General features: G+C 70.4%; 13 protein-coding genes. 3 read left to right on the top strand and 10 right to left on the bottom strand.

All coding sequences use genetic code 11. The features are described 5' to 3' along the window. Positions 1–49: 49 nt before the first annotated feature. The gene (locus AB0A97_RS24855; RefSeq protein WP_361153808.1) at positions 50–1,210 is read left to right on the top strand and encodes an IS4 family transposase; all 1,161 of its coding nucleotides are present in this window, start codon (positions 50–52) and stop codon (positions 1,208–1,210) included. A gap of 234 nt (positions 1,211–1,444) precedes the next feature. On the opposite strand, the gene AB0A97_RS24850 is transcribed toward AB0A97_RS24855, so the two are convergent. The 10 genes from AB0A97_RS24850 to AB0A97_RS24805 all read right to left on the bottom strand — a co-directional run bounded on the left by AB0A97_RS24850 (position 1,445) and on the right by AB0A97_RS24805 (position 14,113). Further along, on the bottom strand, positions 1,445–3,217 hold the full coding sequence (locus AB0A97_RS24850; protein ID WP_361154003.1) for an ABC transporter ATP-binding protein: 1,773 nt from the start codon (positions 3,215–3,217) through the stop codon (positions 1,445–1,447). A 74-nt stretch (positions 3,218–3,291) separates the two neighbouring features. Then, positions 3,292–3,726 carry a lasso peptide biosynthesis B2 protein gene (locus tag AB0A97_RS24845; protein WP_361153805.1) on the bottom strand — a complete coding sequence of 145 codons (435 nt, stop codon included), beginning with the start codon at positions 3,724–3,726 and terminating at the stop codon, positions 3,292–3,294. Continuing rightward, entirely contained in the window at positions 3,723–3,977 is a 255-nt protein-coding gene (locus AB0A97_RS24840) for a lasso peptide biosynthesis PqqD family chaperone (protein ID WP_361153803.1), read from the bottom strand. The genes AB0A97_RS24845 and AB0A97_RS24840 overlap by 4 nt, the downstream gene beginning before the upstream one ends. A 38-nt stretch (positions 3,978–4,015) precedes the next feature. Next, entirely contained in the window at positions 4,016–5,872 is a 1,857-nt protein-coding gene (locus AB0A97_RS24835) for a lasso peptide isopeptide bond-forming cyclase (protein ID WP_361153801.1), read from the bottom strand. Between the two features lie 27 nt (positions 5,873–5,899). Beyond that, the gene (locus AB0A97_RS24830) at positions 5,900–6,010 is read right to left on the bottom strand and encodes a keywimysin-related RiPP (RefSeq protein WP_361153799.1); all 111 of its coding nucleotides are present in this window, start codon (positions 6,008–6,010) and stop codon (positions 5,900–5,902) included. Positions 6,011–8,496: 2,486 nt separating this feature from the next. Beyond that, positions 8,497–10,020, bottom strand: a complete 1,524-nt coding sequence (gene adh, locus AB0A97_RS24825) for an aldehyde dehydrogenase (RefSeq protein ID WP_361153796.1) — start codon at positions 10,018–10,020, stop codon at positions 8,497–8,499. Then, positions 9,981–11,378 (bottom strand): GAF domain-containing protein, encoded by a 1,398-nt coding sequence (locus tag AB0A97_RS24820; RefSeq protein ID WP_361153793.1) that lies wholly within the window; start codon positions 11,376–11,378, stop codon positions 9,981–9,983. Before AB0A97_RS24820 ends, adh begins: the two co-directional genes overlap by 40 nt. A 139-nt stretch (positions 11,379–11,517) precedes the next feature. After that, on the bottom strand, positions 11,518–12,435 hold the full coding sequence (locus AB0A97_RS24815; protein WP_361153790.1) for a hypothetical protein: 918 nt from the start codon (positions 12,433–12,435) through the stop codon (positions 11,518–11,520). After that, positions 12,432–13,508 carry a DUF6114 domain-containing protein gene (locus tag AB0A97_RS24810; RefSeq protein ID WP_361153788.1) on the bottom strand — a complete coding sequence of 359 codons (1,077 nt, stop codon included), beginning with the start codon at positions 13,506–13,508 and terminating at the stop codon, positions 12,432–12,434. The genes AB0A97_RS24815 and AB0A97_RS24810 overlap by 4 nt, the downstream gene beginning before the upstream one ends. Next, complete coding sequence (locus tag AB0A97_RS24805; protein ID WP_361153785.1) at positions 13,499–14,113, bottom strand: DUF6230 family protein; 615 nt, start codon at positions 14,111–14,113, stop codon at positions 13,499–13,501. The genes AB0A97_RS24810 and AB0A97_RS24805 overlap by 10 nt, the downstream gene beginning before the upstream one ends. Positions 14,114–14,278: 165 nt before the next feature. Between AB0A97_RS24805 and AB0A97_RS24800 the strand changes: the two genes are divergently transcribed. Next, positions 14,279–14,938, top strand: coding sequence for a TetR/AcrR family transcriptional regulator (locus tag AB0A97_RS24800; protein ID WP_361153783.1), 660 nt, complete (start codon positions 14,279–14,281; stop codon positions 14,936–14,938). Positions 14,939–15,513: 575 nt separating this feature from the next. Next, entirely contained in the window at positions 15,514–17,172 is a 1,659-nt protein-coding gene (locus tag AB0A97_RS24795) for a hypothetical protein (protein WP_361153780.1), read from the top strand. The last annotated feature ends 279 nt before the right edge of the window (positions 17,173–17,451 follow it).

Here is a 17,451-nt window from a genome sequence, read left to right as displayed (position 1 = left end):
GTAGGCTGCTTGGTAGTGGCCGTCGGGGGTGGTGCGTGTGCCTGCGAATGTGTCTGAGCTGTCGGGCTTGGGGTTGCTGACCTGGGTGTATCCGCCGGGGCTGGTGGATCGGGTGGTGGCCGCCTGCGGCCGGGTGGAGCGTCGCAAGCGCCTGCTGCCGGCCCGGCTGGTGGTCTACTTCGTGCTCGGGCTCGCCCTGTTTTCACCGGCTCCGTACCTTGAGGTCATGCGGCACTTGGTCGAGGGGCTGCGGAGCCTGGGGCTGCTGGGCGACTGGCATATCCCGGCAAGGTCGTCACTGTTCAGGGCCCGGCAGCGGCTGGGGACCGAGCCGCTGAGGGTGCTGTTCACCACCACCGCCGAACCGCTGGCCACCGCAGAAACGCCGGGGGCGTTCTGGCGGGGGCTGCGGCTCATGGCCGTGGACGGCACCTGCTGGGACGTCGCCGACACGCCGGCCAACGAGGCCGCCTCCGGCCGCCCGGGTAACAGCCGGGGCCCGGACCGGAGCTCTTTCCCGCAGGTGCGGATGGCCTGCCTGGTGGAGACCGGCACCCATCTGGTGCTGGATGCGGAGCTGGCCGGCTGCCGCACCGGGGAGGTCACCCTGGTCGGCCGCCTGCCCCGCTCCTGCGGCCCAGGCCAGCTGGTCCTGGCCGACCGGGAGTTCCTCGGGGTGCCGCTATGGCGGGCCTTCACCGCCACGGGTGCCGATCTGCTGTGGCGGGTGCCCGCCAACCGCGTGCTGCCCGTCGACCGGCGGCTGCGGGACGGCTCCTGGCTGTCCCGCATCCATGCCTGCACCGACCCCGCCCGCAGCGATCCGGTCACCGTCCGGGTGCTGGCCTACCAGCTGAACGGCACCGGCCGGGCGGCCGGGGAGTACCGGCTGGTGACCAGTCTGCTGGACGGCCGACGGTATCCGGCCCGGCAGCTGGCCGCGCTGTACCACGAGCGCTGGGAGGCCGAAGCGGTCTTCGCCGAGCTCAAGACCCACCAGCGAGGTGCCCGCACCGTGCTCAGCAGCAAGGCCCCCGACGGCGTGGTCCAGCAGATCTGGGCGCATCTGCTGGTCCACCGGGCCCTGCGCGAGCTGATGTGGAGAACCGCCGCCACCCAGCACCTGGATCCGGACCGGATCTCCTTCACCGAGACCCTGCGCTCGGCCCGTCGCAGCGTGACCGTCACGCCGGGCAGTTTTTCCCCCTGACCTCCTGGTCAGAACCCTGATCCTGTTCCAGCACGACCTGCTGCAACGGCTCCTGCCGGTCAGACGCCTGCGCAGCCAGCCCCGCGTCGTCAAACGCAAGATGTCCAACTACCGGCTCAAACGTGCCGGACACCGTACCTGGCCCCAACCCACCCTCGCCGGAGCACGAGCCGTCCGCATCCGCAGACCTCAACCCGCAAGGTCGTAAAGCAACAGCATTGCCTCTAGGCACGGTCACTGCCGCCGAAATCGCCCGGCGTCTGTGGTGATGGGCGGCGTGCCGGCCGGTTGCGGCATCTGGCCGGCGGCCAGTGTGCGGTAGACGGGACTCTCCGCCAGGAGTTCCTCGTGCCTTCCGGAGGCGACGGCCCGGCCGCCCGACAGGACGACGATCCGGTCGGCGTGCCGCACCGTCGACAGCCGGTGCGCGATCACCAAGAGGGCGCATTCCGCCGAGACGTCCCTCATGACCGTGGTCAGCGCGGCCTCGTTGACGGCGTCGAGGTGGGAGGTCGGCTCGTCGAGCAGAAGGAGGGCCGGGCGGGCGAGCAGGGCCCGGGCCAGGGCGATCCGTTGCCGTTCCCCGGCCGAGAGCGTGCCCCCTCGCTCGCCGAGTACGCCGGACAGACCGCCGGGCAGCCTCCGCACGACGTCTTCCAGTTGGGCGAGTTCGACGACGCGACGGATCTCGGACTCGTCGGCGTCGGGTACGGCATAGGTGAGGTTGTCCCGCAGTGAGCCGTGCACGACGTGGGTGTTCTGGTCGACGACGGCGATACGGGCCCGGCATTCCCCGCGGCTCAGCTCGCCCGCGGGTTGCCCGTCGAACAGAAGCGTCCCGGTGTCCGGTTCGTAGAACCTGGCCACCAGCGCGAAGATGGTGCTCTTGCCCGCTCCCGACCGGCCCACCAGGGCGACCTGCCGTTGGCGCGGGACGGTGAGGGAGACGCCGCGCAGCACCGGCCGATGCGGGTCGTAGCCGAAGCCGACGTCCCGCAGAGCCAGGGCCGGCGGCCGGCCCGTCCCCGTCGGCGCCGTGGACGTCCGCACGCCGGCGGACGCGGTGAGGGGTCGGGAGGGTTCCGCGGGCAGGGACAGGACCTGTTCGATCCGCCGGTAGGCGCCCATGCCGCGCTGGATGAGGCCGACCGCCCGGAACACCGAGGAAAGCGGCATCACCAGATAGGAGGCGTACAGCAGGAAGGCCACCAGATCACCGAGGGAGTTGGCCTGCCCGCTCACCCGCAGACCGCCGATGACCAGGACGATCAGAAAGGAACCCTGAACGGCGAGTTCGACCGCCGGGCTCATCACCGACGCCAGTTTCGCGGTGCGCACGCCCGCGCCGTACGCCGATTCGACGCGTACTCCGATGCGCTGTCCCTCGCGTTCTTCGGCACGGTGCACCCGTACCATCGGCAGGGCGCCGAGCGCCCGTTCCAGATCGGCGGCGATCGCGCCGATCGCATTCTGCAGGCGTTCGGACGCCGCTCGGATGCCTTTCAGCAGGGAGGCCACGATCAGGGCGGCGAGGGACACGGTCGCGGCGATCAGGAGCAGCAGCAACGGATCGATCAGTGCCATCAGGACGACGGCCCCGACGGCGGCGAGAGCTCCGGTCACCAGGTCGACCAGGGCCTGGGAGACCACTTCCCGCAGCAGGGTGGTGTCCGTGGTCACGCGGGAGATCAGATCGCCGCTCCGGTGCCGGTCGTACTCCTTCATCTCCAGTCGGAGCAGCCGCGCCACCAGGCCGTGGCGCAGCCCCCTGACGATGCCCTCGCCCATGCGCTCCAGGACGAAGCGTCCCACCGAGCCGGTCGCCGCTTCGGTGAGGAACAGCACCGCCAAGGCCAGCAGCAAGGGCCAGGGTACCGGGCCGTGCCCGTGTGCGTCGACGATCCGCTGGGCGACGAGTGGCTGGGCCAGGCCGAGGGCCGAGCCCGCCAGCGTGAGCATCGTGGCGACGACGACGGAGGGCCGGTGGTCGGCGGTGAGCCGGTACATGGTGGCGATCGCGACCCGGGTGGAGCGGTCACCACCGGGCGGCGCCTCCTCGCACGCCGCGGTGGCGGGGTCGGTCACCGGTCCGGCCGGCTGACCGGGGCGACCGTCACCAGCCGGGTGAAGTAGTCGTCCGGTACGCCTTCGTCCACCGGGTGCCCCGCCACCTCGATCCAGGCATGTGCGGTGAAGGGCGGCACCATGCGCACCCCGGTGCACCAGGTCGGCCAGCTTCCGCCCAGCCGGCACAGCAGTGCGGCTCCCAGCGAGCGGGGCAGACATCCGGGCGGCCCGGCGCAGCGCAGGCTCACGGCACACATCGCATCCCGCGCATGCTTGGCCTGGGTGGCGGAGGCCGGTTCGGCCCCGCGGCACACGAGGCCGAGCACGGCGCGCAGCCGGCGGGGCGGCAAGAAGGACAGGGCGACGGCGGGGACCAGGACGAGACGTGCCGCCAGGCGCCGGGCGAGGGGAACACCGGCTGGCCGGTCCAGGGCGCTCGGTGTCGTCATTCGGCCAGCCCCGCCGTCCGCAACTCCCGCACCAGGGAGGCGACATCCTGCGCCGCCCGGGACCGGTCGATGTCGTACTCGGCCACCAGCGCGTCGGCCGCCGCCCCTTCGTCACCACCCGCCAGTAGCGTAGTCACCACGAGTGTGCCGCTCGGGCTCAACTCCCAGTAATCACCACCGCGCTCATCCAGGAGAACCGTGCCGTAATCGGTCTTCGCCATGGAGACATTGGCGCCGAACCGCAGTGCCATGAGAGAACACCTTCTTTCGTGAGCCGACGGGGAGTGCGCTAGCGAGCCGTACCGGCCTGGCCTGCTGTGACCTGTGAGAGGCCGCGCAGCCACACTTCGCAGGCGATGGTCGAGTACAGGATCGCGTCCCTCAGTCCTGGCGCGGAGGGACGTTGCGCAAGCCGGCGCAGAACGGCGCCGTCCACCAGGCCCAGGCGCTCCAGGTGCGAGTTCTCCCACAGCGCCATCAGGTCACCGCGGTGTTCCCGCAGCCCGTTGGAGGCGTCCATGGAAGCCTGGGCCTTGTTGGTGCGCTGCAGGCAGATCTGCGGTACGACTCCCTGCATGGCGGCGGTCAGAAGGGGTTTGTACCGCCAGGGGGACACCCGTTCGCCGGGGCGCACCGCGAGGCACGCTTCGATCACACGGTCGTCGAAGAACGGTGAGGCCATGGGCAGCCCGGCCCCGGCCGCCATGCGGTCCCATTGCCGGACGATGCGTGTGCAGGACCGGATCTGTTCCAGATCAGTGTGCAGGCCGCGGTCCGGATGCAGGGGCACCGCACACTGGGCGGCCGCGCCCAGTGCCTGTTCGGCCATCCGCTCGGCCTCGGGGGTGACCCAGTCGAAAAGGCGCGGTGGCACGCCCCAGCCGAGACCGCTGCTGACAGACGTGGGCAGCGGGTCACGCAAGCGATGGCCGGAGTCCGCCAGCCACTTGCCGTACGGGCGGGTGTCGGCGAGGGCGCGCACCGTGCCGCCGAGAGGCCATTGCCACAGCGCCCGGAAACCGCGCAATTGCTTCAGTGCGAACAGCGGGCGGGTCCGCACCAACCGGTGGTAGTACGCCTCGGAGCACCAGGCCACGTTATCGCCTCCGATGCCGGTCAGATGCAGCCGGCTGCCCCGCCGCGCCAGGCCCGGCAGGTGATGCAGGACCCGTGACCGATCCATGACACCGATAGTCGGTTCGTCCAGCAGATCGTCGATACCGAGCAGGTCGGTGTAGACCAGCGGGGAGGCATCAGCGTCCCACACCACGTGCTCGACATCGGGCAGGAACGTGGCGGCCTGTTCGGCCCAGTACAGGTCGGTGTCGGCGGGATCGCGCCCCGGCCAGGTGCTGGCCACCACCCGGGACGGCGACCGGTCCGCCAGGAAACAGATGGACGTGGAGTCCAGGCCGCCCGACAGGTCGCAACTGACCACGCCGCCGTGCCGCGTACGGGCATCGACGGCCTCGGTGAGTGCCTCGCGGACGAGGGGCGCGTTCTCGGCGAGCGGTCGGTCCGGCTCAGGCGGTGTCCACCAGCGCGACCGGCGTGACGTACGCCCGTCCGCCGAGATGATCAGCGCGTCCTGCGGAGGCACGGCGGTGACCCCACGCCAGACTGACGTCTCGCACAGCGGATGCGGGACGGGCCACAACAGCCGGACCGCCAACTGCTCCTCATCGGGCCCGGTGCCGAGCGCGGCAGCGAGAATATCGGCCCGGGTAGCTGCCACCTGCACACCGCCGATGGCGGCGTGGAACACCAGTCGGAGGCCGGACGCGGTTCCCTGCACCCTGATCCGGCCGTCGAGTACCGCCACGAGGTGGCAGCTGCCGGGCAGCGTGCGTGCCAGAACGTCGAGGTCGGCGAGGTCCCGCAACCGTCCGGCCCGGCGCTCCAGTTCGGCAGTGTCGAGCGGGCAGCAACCGACCGCCGCGACGGCGGCCGTCCCCACACGGGCGGCCACGATCTCCTCGTCGTGCCACCGGCCGACCAGCCAGGGCCGCCCCGAGGGGTGCGGGAGGACGCGGGCTCCTGGGCGGGTGACGGAGCGGGCCGCGGCAGCCGCGTCCTCGCGGTCGGTGAAAACCGCGAAATGCGCGTCGCCGCGGCCCGGACCCGCACTTTCGTGCGATTCAGTCATGGCTTCGATTCAACGAGCCGTGGACCGTCAGTTCTTGCTCAGAACGAGACGGTCGTTTCCGTGCCGCGCGAGCAGCCCGGTCTTCTGCCGGAATGAACCCAGTCGTACGAGCGTCGGGGCTTCGTAAGCCTTCTTCATGACGTCTCCTCGATGTGGTGAGCGCCGCTCTCCAGGAATGGCCACCTGTCGGCGCGCCGACTCGTGGTCGCCCGCGTCCAGGCCCGTCGGGAACCTGGAACCGAAGAGCGGAGGCGCATGTCAAAGGCTAGCTGTGAGTCACCTGTGATGCGCAATGGAAAATGGAGAAGTCATTTAATATGAAGTAGTGCACCCGAGCGAAAGATTGCATAATTGTTTCTATGCTGTTTGTCTGCGGGGGAAGCGTGACCATTTGGTGTCGTGGTGTTTCCGATGGGTGCGGTGTCTCCTCATGCGGGAGGGTCGCGTGCCAGTGACTGTGGCGCAGTAGTGGTACTTGGCCGTGGCAGACTATGAATCAGGTGCATAGCGCAGCAGAGGCGAGGTTCCTCCAGGTCTCCGAGGCTCGTGCGCCACGTCCGCCGCCGTCTGGGCCGGTGACGAGGCCGCGGGCATCTACCGGTCCGACGAGGGTGCGCCACGGCAGGCGGACCCGCTGTTGGGTGTGCCGTGACAGTGTGTGGCCGGGGACGCTCGGGCCGGAAATGGGGCTGGAGTCGGCCAAGTGTCCTAGACCCCTTAAGCAGTCAGGGACCACGAGACACATCGAAAGTCCGCCGTCACAGTCAGAGCCTGGCGCTGTCGGGGATCTTGGAAATGGCAGATGCCGGGTGCCGACTCGCGGATCAGCGGCCGCGGGTCTCTCATTTCGGTGTCCTGGCGCCAGGGTCTCCGGCCTGCGCGTAGGTCGGATCGTGGGGCGCGGCGTGTGCGAGGCGCCCGGGAGACGGACGGCAAAGGCGCAGGACACGTCGTGCGAGTCGGCAGCCGGGTCAACGTCTTCATCGACGGGCCCGGCGAGCCGGTGAACAAGCAGAACGCCGGGTACGGGTCGCCTGCCAGTGCGGCGCTACCCTCCGTGTCGCCCTCACCATCCCCGGCGAGAAGTGCCGCACCTGCGGTACCCGGTACGGGCACCATGAGATCTTCCACCTTGTCGCTCGCCGGCCGCGTCGAGAGGAGCGCGGCGTGTACCAGCCGGAGCTGCAGGCTCCGCGACCCGCGCCCGTCATCTGCCTCACCGAGTGGCGACTCGCGCGAAAGTGTCCTGCGCCTTTGCGGTTCGCGTTCCGGGTACCTCGCACCCGCTGCGACACACAGCCTGGCGTAAGCCCACGTCAGAGACCCTGATATCAGGACACCGGCGTGAGAGGCCCACGGACGCTGAGCTGCGAGTCGGCACCGGGGCCTCTGGCCGCACGGGCCAGTGTGCGTGCATATCGCATACGACGGAAGCGCCCAGCTAAGAGATCTCAGCCGGGCGCTTGTCGGGGCCCGCACTCCGTCGGCTACCCGTCAGTGCGCAGCAGTCACCCGGTGCGTAGCTCCGGGCCGGAGCTACTGTCCTCCTGCGGCGAACCGCTCACCGCAGGTGTTCAGCAGGGCAGTTGGTCTTGCCAGCAGCGCCGGTGGAGCCGGTGGTGCCGTCCGCGAACGCCGTGGCGTCGGTGCCGTTGCCTCCGGGCTTACCGGGGCAACACCGGGCTGGCCGCGCCCCCGGCGTCGCCGCCCTTGCCGCCCGTGTGGTCGCCGGCGACGACGGCTGCACCCCTGTGGCCGCCCTTGCCGCCGGCCATACCGGCGCCGGCATCGCCGACACCGCCCTTGCCACCGGTGCCGCCGAGCTTGACCGCACCGCCATAGCCGCCGTTGCCGCCATGGCCGTTGGCCCGCCGACGGTTGCGATACCGGTGGCGTTGCCTCCGGCACCTCCGGTGCCTTCGTTGCCGTTGGCACCCGCGGCGTCACCGGTGCCGCCGATGCCCCCGGGGGTTCCGACCCCGTTGGCGCCGGGGCCCCCGCAGCGGTGCGGGTCGGTGCGCCGCCCGTACCGGGCTGGGCGAAGGCGAGGGCGGGAGTGAGGGCGAGGCCGGCCACGGCGATCGCCGCGACCAGGAAGGTCCGTGCAGTGTCCGTGGTGCGCATGGTGCACTTAGTTCGGTTTTCAGGTGGAGAGATTTTCCACCTGATACCCCTCAATGTAGGGAAGGGCGACGCACCGGCACAATCTAGAGAATGAATAAAAGCATCTAAATAGCTGAATCATGCGAACTTTGGCTGCGAAGCCCAAATTTTATATCCGTAATCGACAATGCTCTGCTCTCTGTCACCTCGACTCCCAGGTTGCGGGGAGTGAGTCGGCCACCGGAGTGCCAGGGCGAGCAGCGACCCAGCCGTCGCCCGCCGCTGCCACTACCGAAAACGCACCTCAGGACACGATCCGCTGCTGGAGTACTAAGCGGAGGAGGCGCTCCTGCGGGGTGAAGCGCGGTTTTGGTCCGTGACTGGTCCGGAAGAGCTGGTCAGGACGGGTGTGGCGGTGGGAGGAACTGGGAGGTGTAGCGCAAACCGGGCCTGGCTCTGGGTGAGTCCAGCGGAAGGCGCCTGACGGGCATAAGCCCAGGTCAGGCGCCTCTTTCATGGGCTCAGAAGAGGCCCAGCTTCTTCGGCGAATACGACACCAGCAAGTTCTTCGTCTGCTGATAGTGATCCAGCATCATCCTGTGCGTCTCGCGCCCGATGCCCGACTGCTTGTAGCCGCCGAAGGCGGCGTGGGCCGGGTAGGCGTGGTAGCAGTTGGTCCAGACGCGGCCGGCCTGGATGGTGCGGCCGGCGCGGTAGGCGGTGTTGGTGTCGCGGGTCCAGACACCGGCGCCGAGGCCGTAGAGGGTGTCGTTGGCGAGGGTCATGGCGTGGTCGAAGTCGGTGAAGGGGGTGACGGCGACGACCGGGCCGAAGATTTCCTCCTGGAAGACGCGCATGTCGTTGGTGCCTTCGAGGATGGTGGGGCGGACGTAGTAGCCGCCTTCCAGCTCGCCGCCGAGTTCGGCGCGGGTGCCGCCGGTGAGGACGCGGGCGCCTTCCTTCTGGCCGATGTCGAGGTAGGAGAGGATCTTTTCGAGCTGGTCGTTGGATGCCTGGGCGCCGATCATCGTGTCGGTGTCCAGGGGGTGGCCCTGGACGATCTGTTCGGTGCGGGCGACGCCGGCGGCCAAGAAGTCCTGGTAGTGGCCCTGCTGGATGAGGGCGCGGGAGGGGCACGTGCAGACTTCGCCCTGGTTGAGGGCGAACATGGTGAAGCCTTCCAGGGCCTTGTCGAGGAAGTCGTCGTCGGCTGCGGAGACGTCGGCGAAGAACAGGTTGGGGCTCTTGCCGCCCAGTTCGAGGGTGACCGGCTTCAGGTTCTCCGAGGCGTACTGCATGATCAGGCGGCCGGTCGTGGTCTCGCCGGTGAAGGAGATCTTCGCGACGCGCGGGCTGGCGGCGAGGGGCTTGCCGGCCTCCACGCCGAAGCCGTTGACGATGTTGACGACGCCGGGCGGCAGCAGGTCGGCGACCAGGCTCATCCAGTAGTGGATGGAGGCGGGCGTCTGCTCGGCGGGCTTGAGGACGGCGGCGTTGCCCGCGGCGAGGGCGGGGGCCAGTTTCCAGGCGGCCATGAGGATCGGGAAGTTCCAGGGGATGATCTGGGCGACGACGCCGAGCGGCTCGTGGAAGTGGTACGCGACGGTGTCGTCGTCCAGCTGGGAGAGGCTGCCCTCCTGGGCGCGGACGGCGCCGGCGAAGTAGCGGAAGTGGTCGATGGCGAGGGGGAGGTCGGCGGCCAGCGACTCGCGGACGGGCTTGCCGTTCTCCCAGGTTTCGGCGACCGCGAGGGACTGGAGGTTGTCCTCCATACGGTCGGCGATCTTGTTGAGGATCCGGGCGCGTTCGGCGGGCGAGGTACGTCCCCAGGCGGGCGCGGCGGCGTGGGCGGCGTCGAGGGCGCGTTCCACGTCCTCGGCCGTACCGCGGGCGATCTCGGTGAACGGCTGCCCGGTGACCGGGGTCGGGTTCTCGAAGTACTGCCCCTTGGCGGGCGGTACGTATGCGCCGCCGATCCAGTGGTCGTAGCGAGGCCGGTACGCCATCACGGCATCGGCGGCACCAGGGTTCGCGTAACGGGCCATGAGAGCTCCCCATCGCTGTCGGGTCGGTCGCGCCCCCGCTCCCGCGGCGGGGCGCCGGTGCGCAGGCTAGGGGCGGGAGCGTTGCGGGGACGTTGCGAGGGCGGCGGGAGCGCGTACGCCGTGCGGAGCCGTGTCGCGGTGGAGGCCGGTCCGGTGTCTCCGGGCAGGGCGGTGGCCGCCAGGGCCTCCCAGACCTCCAGGTCGTGTTCGCCCCAGGGGGTGTCGGCCCACAGGCGTAACGTTTCCGGAGTGCGGTGGGTGAGGACGGAGCGCCGTAGCCGGTCTTCGAGGAGGGAACGGAGGCGGCGGACACCGGGGGCCTCGGAGCGGGGGAGAAGAGGGCCGCGGTAGCCGCGGAGCGCGGCCGGCAGGTCGTCGGCGGTCAGGTCCGTCTCCACGGCGTCCGCGTCCGTCTCGACGGTTCTGGTCAGGCGGTACGGGCGTGAGGCGAGCAGCGGACCCACGACGTGGCGCAGCCGGGACAGCTCCGCGCGCAGCGTCACCGGCCGCACGTCACGTTCGCCGTAGAGCAGCGTGGCCAGTTGGTCGCCTGTCAGTCCTTCCGGGTGCCGGGCCAGCAGCAGGACGATCTCGCTGTGCCGGCGGCCGAGCCGCAGGGTCCGGCCGTCGGTGGTGAGGAGGGCCTCGTCCCGGGCGAGCACGGTCAGGTGTACCGCGGGTGCCGGGTGTTTCGCGTACTTCGCGTACGAGGCCAGGTGTGCTTCGGCGGCACGGGCGGTGGCCTGGACGAGGGCCAGGCTGTGCGGGCTGGCTAGGTGGTCGCCGCCGGTGATGTCCACGGCGCCCAGCAGCCGCCCCGTCCGCAGGTCGTGCAGGGGCGCCGCCGCGCACGTCCACTGCTGTACGCGCTTGTTGTAGTGCTCGGTCGCGAAGATCTGTACGGCGTGGTCGGCGGCCAGCGCGGTGCCGGGCGCGTTCGTACCGGCGTGCCGTTCGTCCCAGCGCGCGCCGGGCACGAAGTTCATGCGCTCCGCATGGCGGCGGACGCCCGGGTGACCTTCGACCCAGAGCATCCGGCCCTGCGGGTCGCAGACGGCGAGGACGTGGGCGCCGTCGTGGGCGATGGTGCCCAGGAGGTCGCGGAAGACGGGCATGGCGCGGGCCAGCGGGTGTCCGTCGCGGTAGGCGCGCAGTTCCGGCTCGTCGAGGTCGATCGGCGCGGGCCCGTCGAGTGTCGCGCGCGCGGACGCCGACCGGCGCCAGGAGTCGGCCACCACCTGGCGCACGGGCTGCGCCACCGGCCCGCCCGCCAGGAACGTCTCGTGGGCGTGCCGCAGGGTGCGGGTGTGCTCCGCGGGGTCGGTTCCCGTCCCCATCGCCAGCCAAGGGTTGACCACGCGTCACCTCTCCGTTGCGGTTCCTGCCCCCGTCCCGTACGCCGATGGTGCTCGTACGGGGTGGCGCAGTAAAGGCCGGGGGCAGGGCCGGGGGAGGCGGGGGCGATGTCGTGGTTGCGGGCCGGGGCCGTGCGTACGGTCAGGTGGGGGCCGCCCGGCTCGCGGGAACGAGGTCCGACGTGGCCCGCCAATGCGCTTTCGGGAGGCCCACCAGCCCGTACAGCCCGCGGACGGGGGAGCGGCGCGGCAGGAGAAGCGTTCCTGCCACGGCGGCGAAGGCCGTGAGGCCGACGGGGTAGCCGAGGAAGCGGACCAGCGTGCTCGCCAGGACGGCGCCGGCCAGCGGCAGCCCGTAGAGACCGGCTCCCGCGACGGCTACGGCGAGGAGGCGCGGGACCTTGCGGTCCTGGGCACCACCCGGCAGGAGCCACCCTTCGGCCAGCCAGCCGATCTCCACCAGCAGCATCGTGCCGATGACGGCGGCTCCGAGGAACAGGAGGGTGAGGAAGGTGCCGGAGGTGAGGAAGCGCAGGACGTTGTTGACGACGCTCTCCTCCGGCCAGGCGCGCAGCGCGGCGCCGTCCGTCGTCAGGAAGCGGCGGTAGCCCTGGCCGTCCCAGCCGTGTACGAGGGTGCCGAAGAGCAGGAAGGAGCCGCCGACGCAGTTCAGGTACGCCCAGTAGCCCGCGCCGACCAGGCACAGTGCCTGCGCGAGCAGGAAGCCGAGAAGGGCTGCGATCACGACGCCGCCTGCGTAGAGGAGGGGGAAGCCCGCCCAGACGCCGCGGTGCCCGTCGGCGATGTGCATCGTCGCCCAGGACGGGTTCTGCCACATCAGGAACAGGCCGGTGGGCACCAGCAGCACCGCCGCGTACAGGAGCGTCAGACACAGGTACGGGTTCGCGGCGCGGCTGACGAGACGCGGGGCGAGCCGTGCGGGCAGCCCGGTGCGGTCGGCGGCTCGGCGTTCGAGGAACTGTAGCTGCCGGGCGGCGGAGAGCGCGAACGTCGAGCCGATGGCGTACGCCCAGAACAGCGCGGCCGGCAGTCCGATCATGCCGTCCCCGCTCCCGGCTCGGCTTCCGTCCCCGTTCCCGGTCCGGTTCCCGGCCCCGCTGTCGGCCCGGCGTCGAGGGTCAGTCCGTCCGCGACGATCAGGTCGGAGGTGACCAGGGCCTGTTCGGCGTCCACGTCGGTCATGAAGACGAAAGGCGGCACGACGGGCGGCACCGGGAGGGTGTCCGGGGTGAAGGTCAGACAGATCAGCCCTTCCAGACAGCCGCTGAACTTGGTGAGGTAGAGCGTCACATTGCCGCTGAGATCCAGGCTGCGGGCGCCGAGGCTGAGTTGTGGGCCGCCCGCGTCACGGGTGGTCAGCCGGTAGTCCGTGAGGGATGCGGCCTTCATACGGAGGACCATCGCCCTGACCGGCCCGTCCGCCGTCTGCACCTCGGTGACACCGGCCAGCATGAAGCCCTTCGGCGCGAACATGGTCGTGGTCACCGTCGGCGGGACGGGCGGGGCGGGGATACCGGCCGCCGCCGCGTGCGCGGGTTCGGCGGGGGTGCCGACAGCCGCGATCAGGACGAACGGCAGTGTTACGGCGAGTGTTCTGTTCCGGCCCTTGTCATCCTTGTCGTCCGTGCCGGGCGCGGCTGTGTCCTTCTGCGGGAGGGGCGAGGCGGGTCTCCCGTCCCCCTCGTCTCCGTCCCCCTCATCTTCCTCGTTCTCCTCCGCCTCCTCCCGCAGCGGCGTCCACCCGAACCCCATCGCGCTGCCCGCGATGCCCAGCCCCATCCCCAGCAGGAAGCCGCCCAGGTTGGTCGCGGCGAAGGACAGGACGGACAGGATCAGCGCGTGCAGACTCACGTAATGGTGCGCTGCCGGGCGCAGCCACAGGAACAGCCCGGCCACGATCAGCGCCAGCCCGATGCCGATCGCGGCCAGCCCGCCCAGGCCGAGGCTGATCAGTACGGTCAGCGGCGACAGCGGTACGAGCAGCAGTTCCGCGCCGCCCAGGATCAGCAGCAGCCCGGCCCAGAACGGCCGGGTCCGCCGCCAGTCGCGGAACGCCGCCCGCCGCTCGGGCCAGGGGAGCCGGACGGCCGGGCGCCGGGTGGTCAGAAGCACTTCTTGCCGTCCAGACTCACGTCCAGCCGCAGACCCTTGAGGCGGAAGTTGCCGCCGGTGGCGGACCACGCGTGGGATCTGACCCCGGCGACCTCGATGTCCCCGGCCTGAAGGCCGAACTTGCCCTTCTCGCCCTGGACGCCGGGCACCTGGTCGAGGGTGGAGGCGTCCCGCCCGATCTGCGCCGTACCGAAGCGCGCGTCGCCCACCAGGTCCTCGGCGTCGATGACGAGGCTGTCGGCGGTGACCTGCCCGGCGTCGCCGCCGGCGGTCAGCTTGAACACCACGGTGCCCAGCGGTGTCTTGACCTCGGCCGCTTGACAGATGTCGCTCAGTGTGGCCTTGCCCAGCCCGAGCAGCGCGACGGGGTGGCCCTTGCCTCCCACGTCGCGGTCGGTGTGTACGTACGAGGCCAGCCCCTGGCTGGTGAGCTTGCCCGACGAGACCTGGAAGTTGGTGCCCGATACGGCGAACGACGCGGCCAGTGCGCCCTCGGCCATCACCGAGGCCATCGCGCCGACCGCGAGCACCGCGGGGATCGCCGTGACCGCGGTCTTCTTCCAGGAGGTGCGTCCCTGCGGCAACGGCCGCCTTTTCTTGCTCACTGCTTCCTCCCCGGGGCAGCGATGGGACGGCTGCCGTGCGCAGCCGTGGACACGTGCGAGCGCGCGAGGGAAGTGCCTGGTGGAGCTGCCACGGGACGAAGCCGCAGGTGGCGTACTTCTGCCATACTGCGGAAAATCCGCGGCAGTTGGAGACTAGGGCTCGAATTGAATAATAGTCAACAGCGCGGACCCGGTGTCCCACGGGTCGCCCGCGTCACCGAGCGTTCGCAGGCACGTCGTGCCGAACTGATCGCCACCGGAAGGAGACTGTTCGCCGACACCTCCTACGACGCCCTGTCCATGGACGACATCGCCCGCCAGGCCGGTGTCGCCAAGGGCCTGATCTACTACTACTTCAAGAACAAGCGCGGCTACTACCTCGCCATCATCGAGGACGCCGTCGCGGAACTGGTCCGGCGCGCCGCGAGCACCCACGACCTGCCGCCTGTGGAGCGGGTCCAGCACACGATCGACGGCTATCTGCGCTACGCCCAGCACCACCAGGCGGCCTACCGCGCCATCGTCACGGGCGGCGTCGGCTTCGACGCGCAGGTGCTCGCGATCCGGGCGGAGGTCCGGGAACGGCTGCTCGGTACCATCGCGCACGCTGCCTGGGGCCGTGAGGACATCCCCGCACTGGCCCGTACGGCGCTGGTCGGCTGGCTCTCCAGCGTCGAGGGCGTCACCCTCGAATGGATCGCACGGCAGGAACTGGACCGGGAGACGGTCGGCTCGCTGCTGGTCCGGGGGCTCGGGGACACCTTACGGCTGATCGAGCAGTACGAGCCCACCTGTCCGGCGCCCAGCCGGCCGCCTGTTCCCTGACGTGCGCCGGGGCCTGGGGTCGTGTTGGCGGGGGTGGGCCAGGGATGATGGTGACAGGTGTGGGTCAGGGCTGGTTGTGGTGGGTGTGGGGCACGGCCGGTTGTTGACGGGTGCGGCGTGGCGGGGAGTTTTCCGCCGCTCTGACGGAACCCGCCGACGGGATTCTCGACAAAGTCAGCACCCGCACCCATTGAATGTTCGACTCGGTTCACCAAGGCAACCACCGTATCCCTGGAGGCTTTTTCTCTGGGGGTACGGCCTTGTGTCTCTTGTCTTGCCGTAGCACGCGACCCTGCTCAGTTTCCCGCCAACGCCCCTGAGCGCGTGGCTTGATGGGGGAGGGGATGAGGTGAGCGCCGGGGCGGGTAAAGGCGCGACATTTGTTTATTGTGAAACATGGTCTTTGGTACGGGCCAATCGCTGGGCAGGGGGCGATTCCCTCGTACGTCGGAGTCATGGCATGATCACGCAGATCCGTTTCGCGCATCGTCGCGAGCGTCCTGTCGTCGTGAGGCGCTGCCCACGGAGCCGACTCCGTCGTGGCGTACCCCACCCCACGTCCCCTAGGGCCCACTTTGCACAAGATCACCAAGCAGGCACTCATACCTGCCTTGACCACCATCTCCCTGCTGGCCGCGGGGTGTTCGTCGGCCGGTAGCGGGCAATCCGGCAGTGCCGGTGGCGCCGGTGGTGCCGCCGAGGCCGCCGGTACCGGTGACGGCGGTGAGAAAGCCGCGGCCCCGGCCGCCGAATTGGACGCTGCGGCCGACACTGCCAAGGGTGGCAGCGCAGGCGGCGGGCGGCGGCTGCCGGTCACCGCGGCCCCGGCGCCGTCCACTCCGGCCGGCGCCACCGCCGTGGCACGTCCCTCCCGTGACGGGCGTGTGGCGCACAAGTCCTCGCTGCGGGTCGCCTCGTACGACCGCCACAGCGGGCGCGCGGTCATCGCCGGCCCGGCGGCGGTCTCCCCGAAGAAGCCTCCGGTCGCCTCTGCGCCCTCGTCCACCCCCACGTCATCCGCCCTCGTGCCTTCCGCCGATGCCGGTTCCGGTCCCGATTCCGGTTCCGAGGGGCGGCCCCGGAAGCTTCCCGAGCTGCCCAAGCCCACCGCTCCCGCTCCCGGGAAGAATTCGGCTGTGGCTGTCGGTGACGTCATCGCGAGCGCGCCCGCCCCCGGCGCCCCCGACGGTGTACTGGCCAAGGTCACCAAGGTGCTGGCCACGACGCGCCAGGGCACGGAGGTCAACACCGCCCCAGCCACGCTCGACGCGCTGCTGGGCAAGGACGAGGCGGACGGGAAGGTGCCCGTCGATCCGGCGGGCATCTCGGTCGAGCCGCTGGTCAAGGGCGTAAAGGTGTCCTGGGCGAAGAACGGCGAGCGCCGGTTCGGCCCCCATGGCGCCACGCTGCCCCTGGGCAGTCTGCGCCTCGACGTCGGCGCGTCGGTCGCCACCGCCGAGGGCGCCCCGGCCAGTGCCGCCGCCTCGGTCTCCGGCTTCGTCCAGCTCTCCCCGAAGGTGGAGTTCGGCTACAACGGCAACCGTACCCACGCGGACTCCGCCGACTCCGGCACCGCCACCGGCACGGCTCCCCGCGGCGCGTACATCGGACTTTCGGGTGACTGGTCCTCCCAGTGGAGGTTCAAGGGTCAGGCCGCCGCGTCGACCGGCAAGGACAAGCCGCTGCGGATGCCGTTCGCCAAGCTGCACGCGGACCCGGTCATCCAGGTCGGCCCGGTACCCGTCGTCGTCAACCTCGATCTCACCTGCTATCTCGCGGTGGAGGCCGACGGCAGGATCAGTGTCGATGTCAAGCAGGACCTCAAGGGCGGCTTCCGGGTCGGTGGGAGTTACACCTGGGCCGAAGGCTGGAAGCCGGTCGGCGAATCCGGCCTGACCGCCACCCCGGTGCAGGCCACCGTGACGGCAGCGGGCCGCGTCAAGGCCGCGCTCGGCGCCGAAGCGGGCGTCGGCCTGTACGGCATGGCCGGGGTGAGCGCCGACCTCGCTCCGTATCTGCGCGGTGAAGGCGGTGCCGTGATCGCCGGCTCCTCCGACGGAAAGGGCTCCGCCACGGCCGACTGGAAGGCTTTCGGAGGACTGGATCTGTCGGGTTCGCTCCAGACCCAGCTGACGGTCTTCGGTACCCCGCTCTTCCAGAAGCGCATCCCGCTGGGCACCCTGCACCGAGAGTGGCAGCTCGCCGCCGGCCGTCTTTCGTCCGCCGCCCGCTAGCCGTACGTCGTCCGACCGACACGGCTCGGCACGTTGCCGTCTTGCCGCCTTGCCCGTACCGCCCCGGTGGTACGGGCAAGGCGGCACTCTTGCATCCGGCGTCCGGCGTCCGGTATCCGGTGACTGGCGACTGGTCGGCCTCGATGAGCGGTGCCCGGCTGGGCAATTGCCGTGTAGAACTGTTGTTTTGCGGTGCGGAGTGTGTCTAACTGTTTGACTATGTTTCCTTCTTCGCGTGGCCTGAGCCCGCGTGTCAGAGGTCCCCACTGGAGACACCGC

The sequence above is a fragment of the Streptomyces sp. NPDC045470 genome, from assembly GCF_040646595.1.
Taxonomy (GTDB): Bacteria; Actinomycetota; Actinomycetes; order Streptomycetales; family Streptomycetaceae; genus Streptomyces.
The sequence above is the reverse complement of the archived record's forward strand: the minus strand, read 5'-3'. Positions and strand labels throughout refer to the sequence as shown.

Coding starts and splice junctions, on each gene's coding strand:
- AB0A97_RS24850 (WP_361154003.1), bottom strand. CDS start 3,217: ATGTACCGGCTCACCGCCGACCACCGGCCCTCCGTCGTCGTCGCCACG.
- AB0A97_RS24830 (WP_361153799.1), bottom strand. CDS start 6,010: ATGAAGAAGGCTTACGAAGCCCCGACGCTCGTACGACTGGGTTCATTC.
- AB0A97_RS24835 (WP_361153801.1), bottom strand. CDS start 5,872: ATGACTGAATCGCACGAAAGTGCGGGTCCGGGCCGCGGCGACGCGCAT.
- AB0A97_RS24840 (WP_361153803.1), bottom strand. CDS start 3,977: ATGGCACTGCGGTTCGGCGCCAATGTCTCCATGGCGAAGACCGATTAC.
- adh (WP_361153796.1), bottom strand. CDS start 10,020: ATGGCCCGTTACGCGAACCCTGGTGCCGCCGATGCCGTGATGGCGTAC.
- AB0A97_RS24815 (WP_361153790.1), bottom strand. CDS start 12,435: ATGATCGGACTGCCGGCCGCGCTGTTCTGGGCGTACGCCATCGGCTCG.
- AB0A97_RS24845 (WP_361153805.1), bottom strand. CDS start 3,726: ATGACGACACCGAGCGCCCTGGACCGGCCAGCCGGTGTTCCCCTCGCC.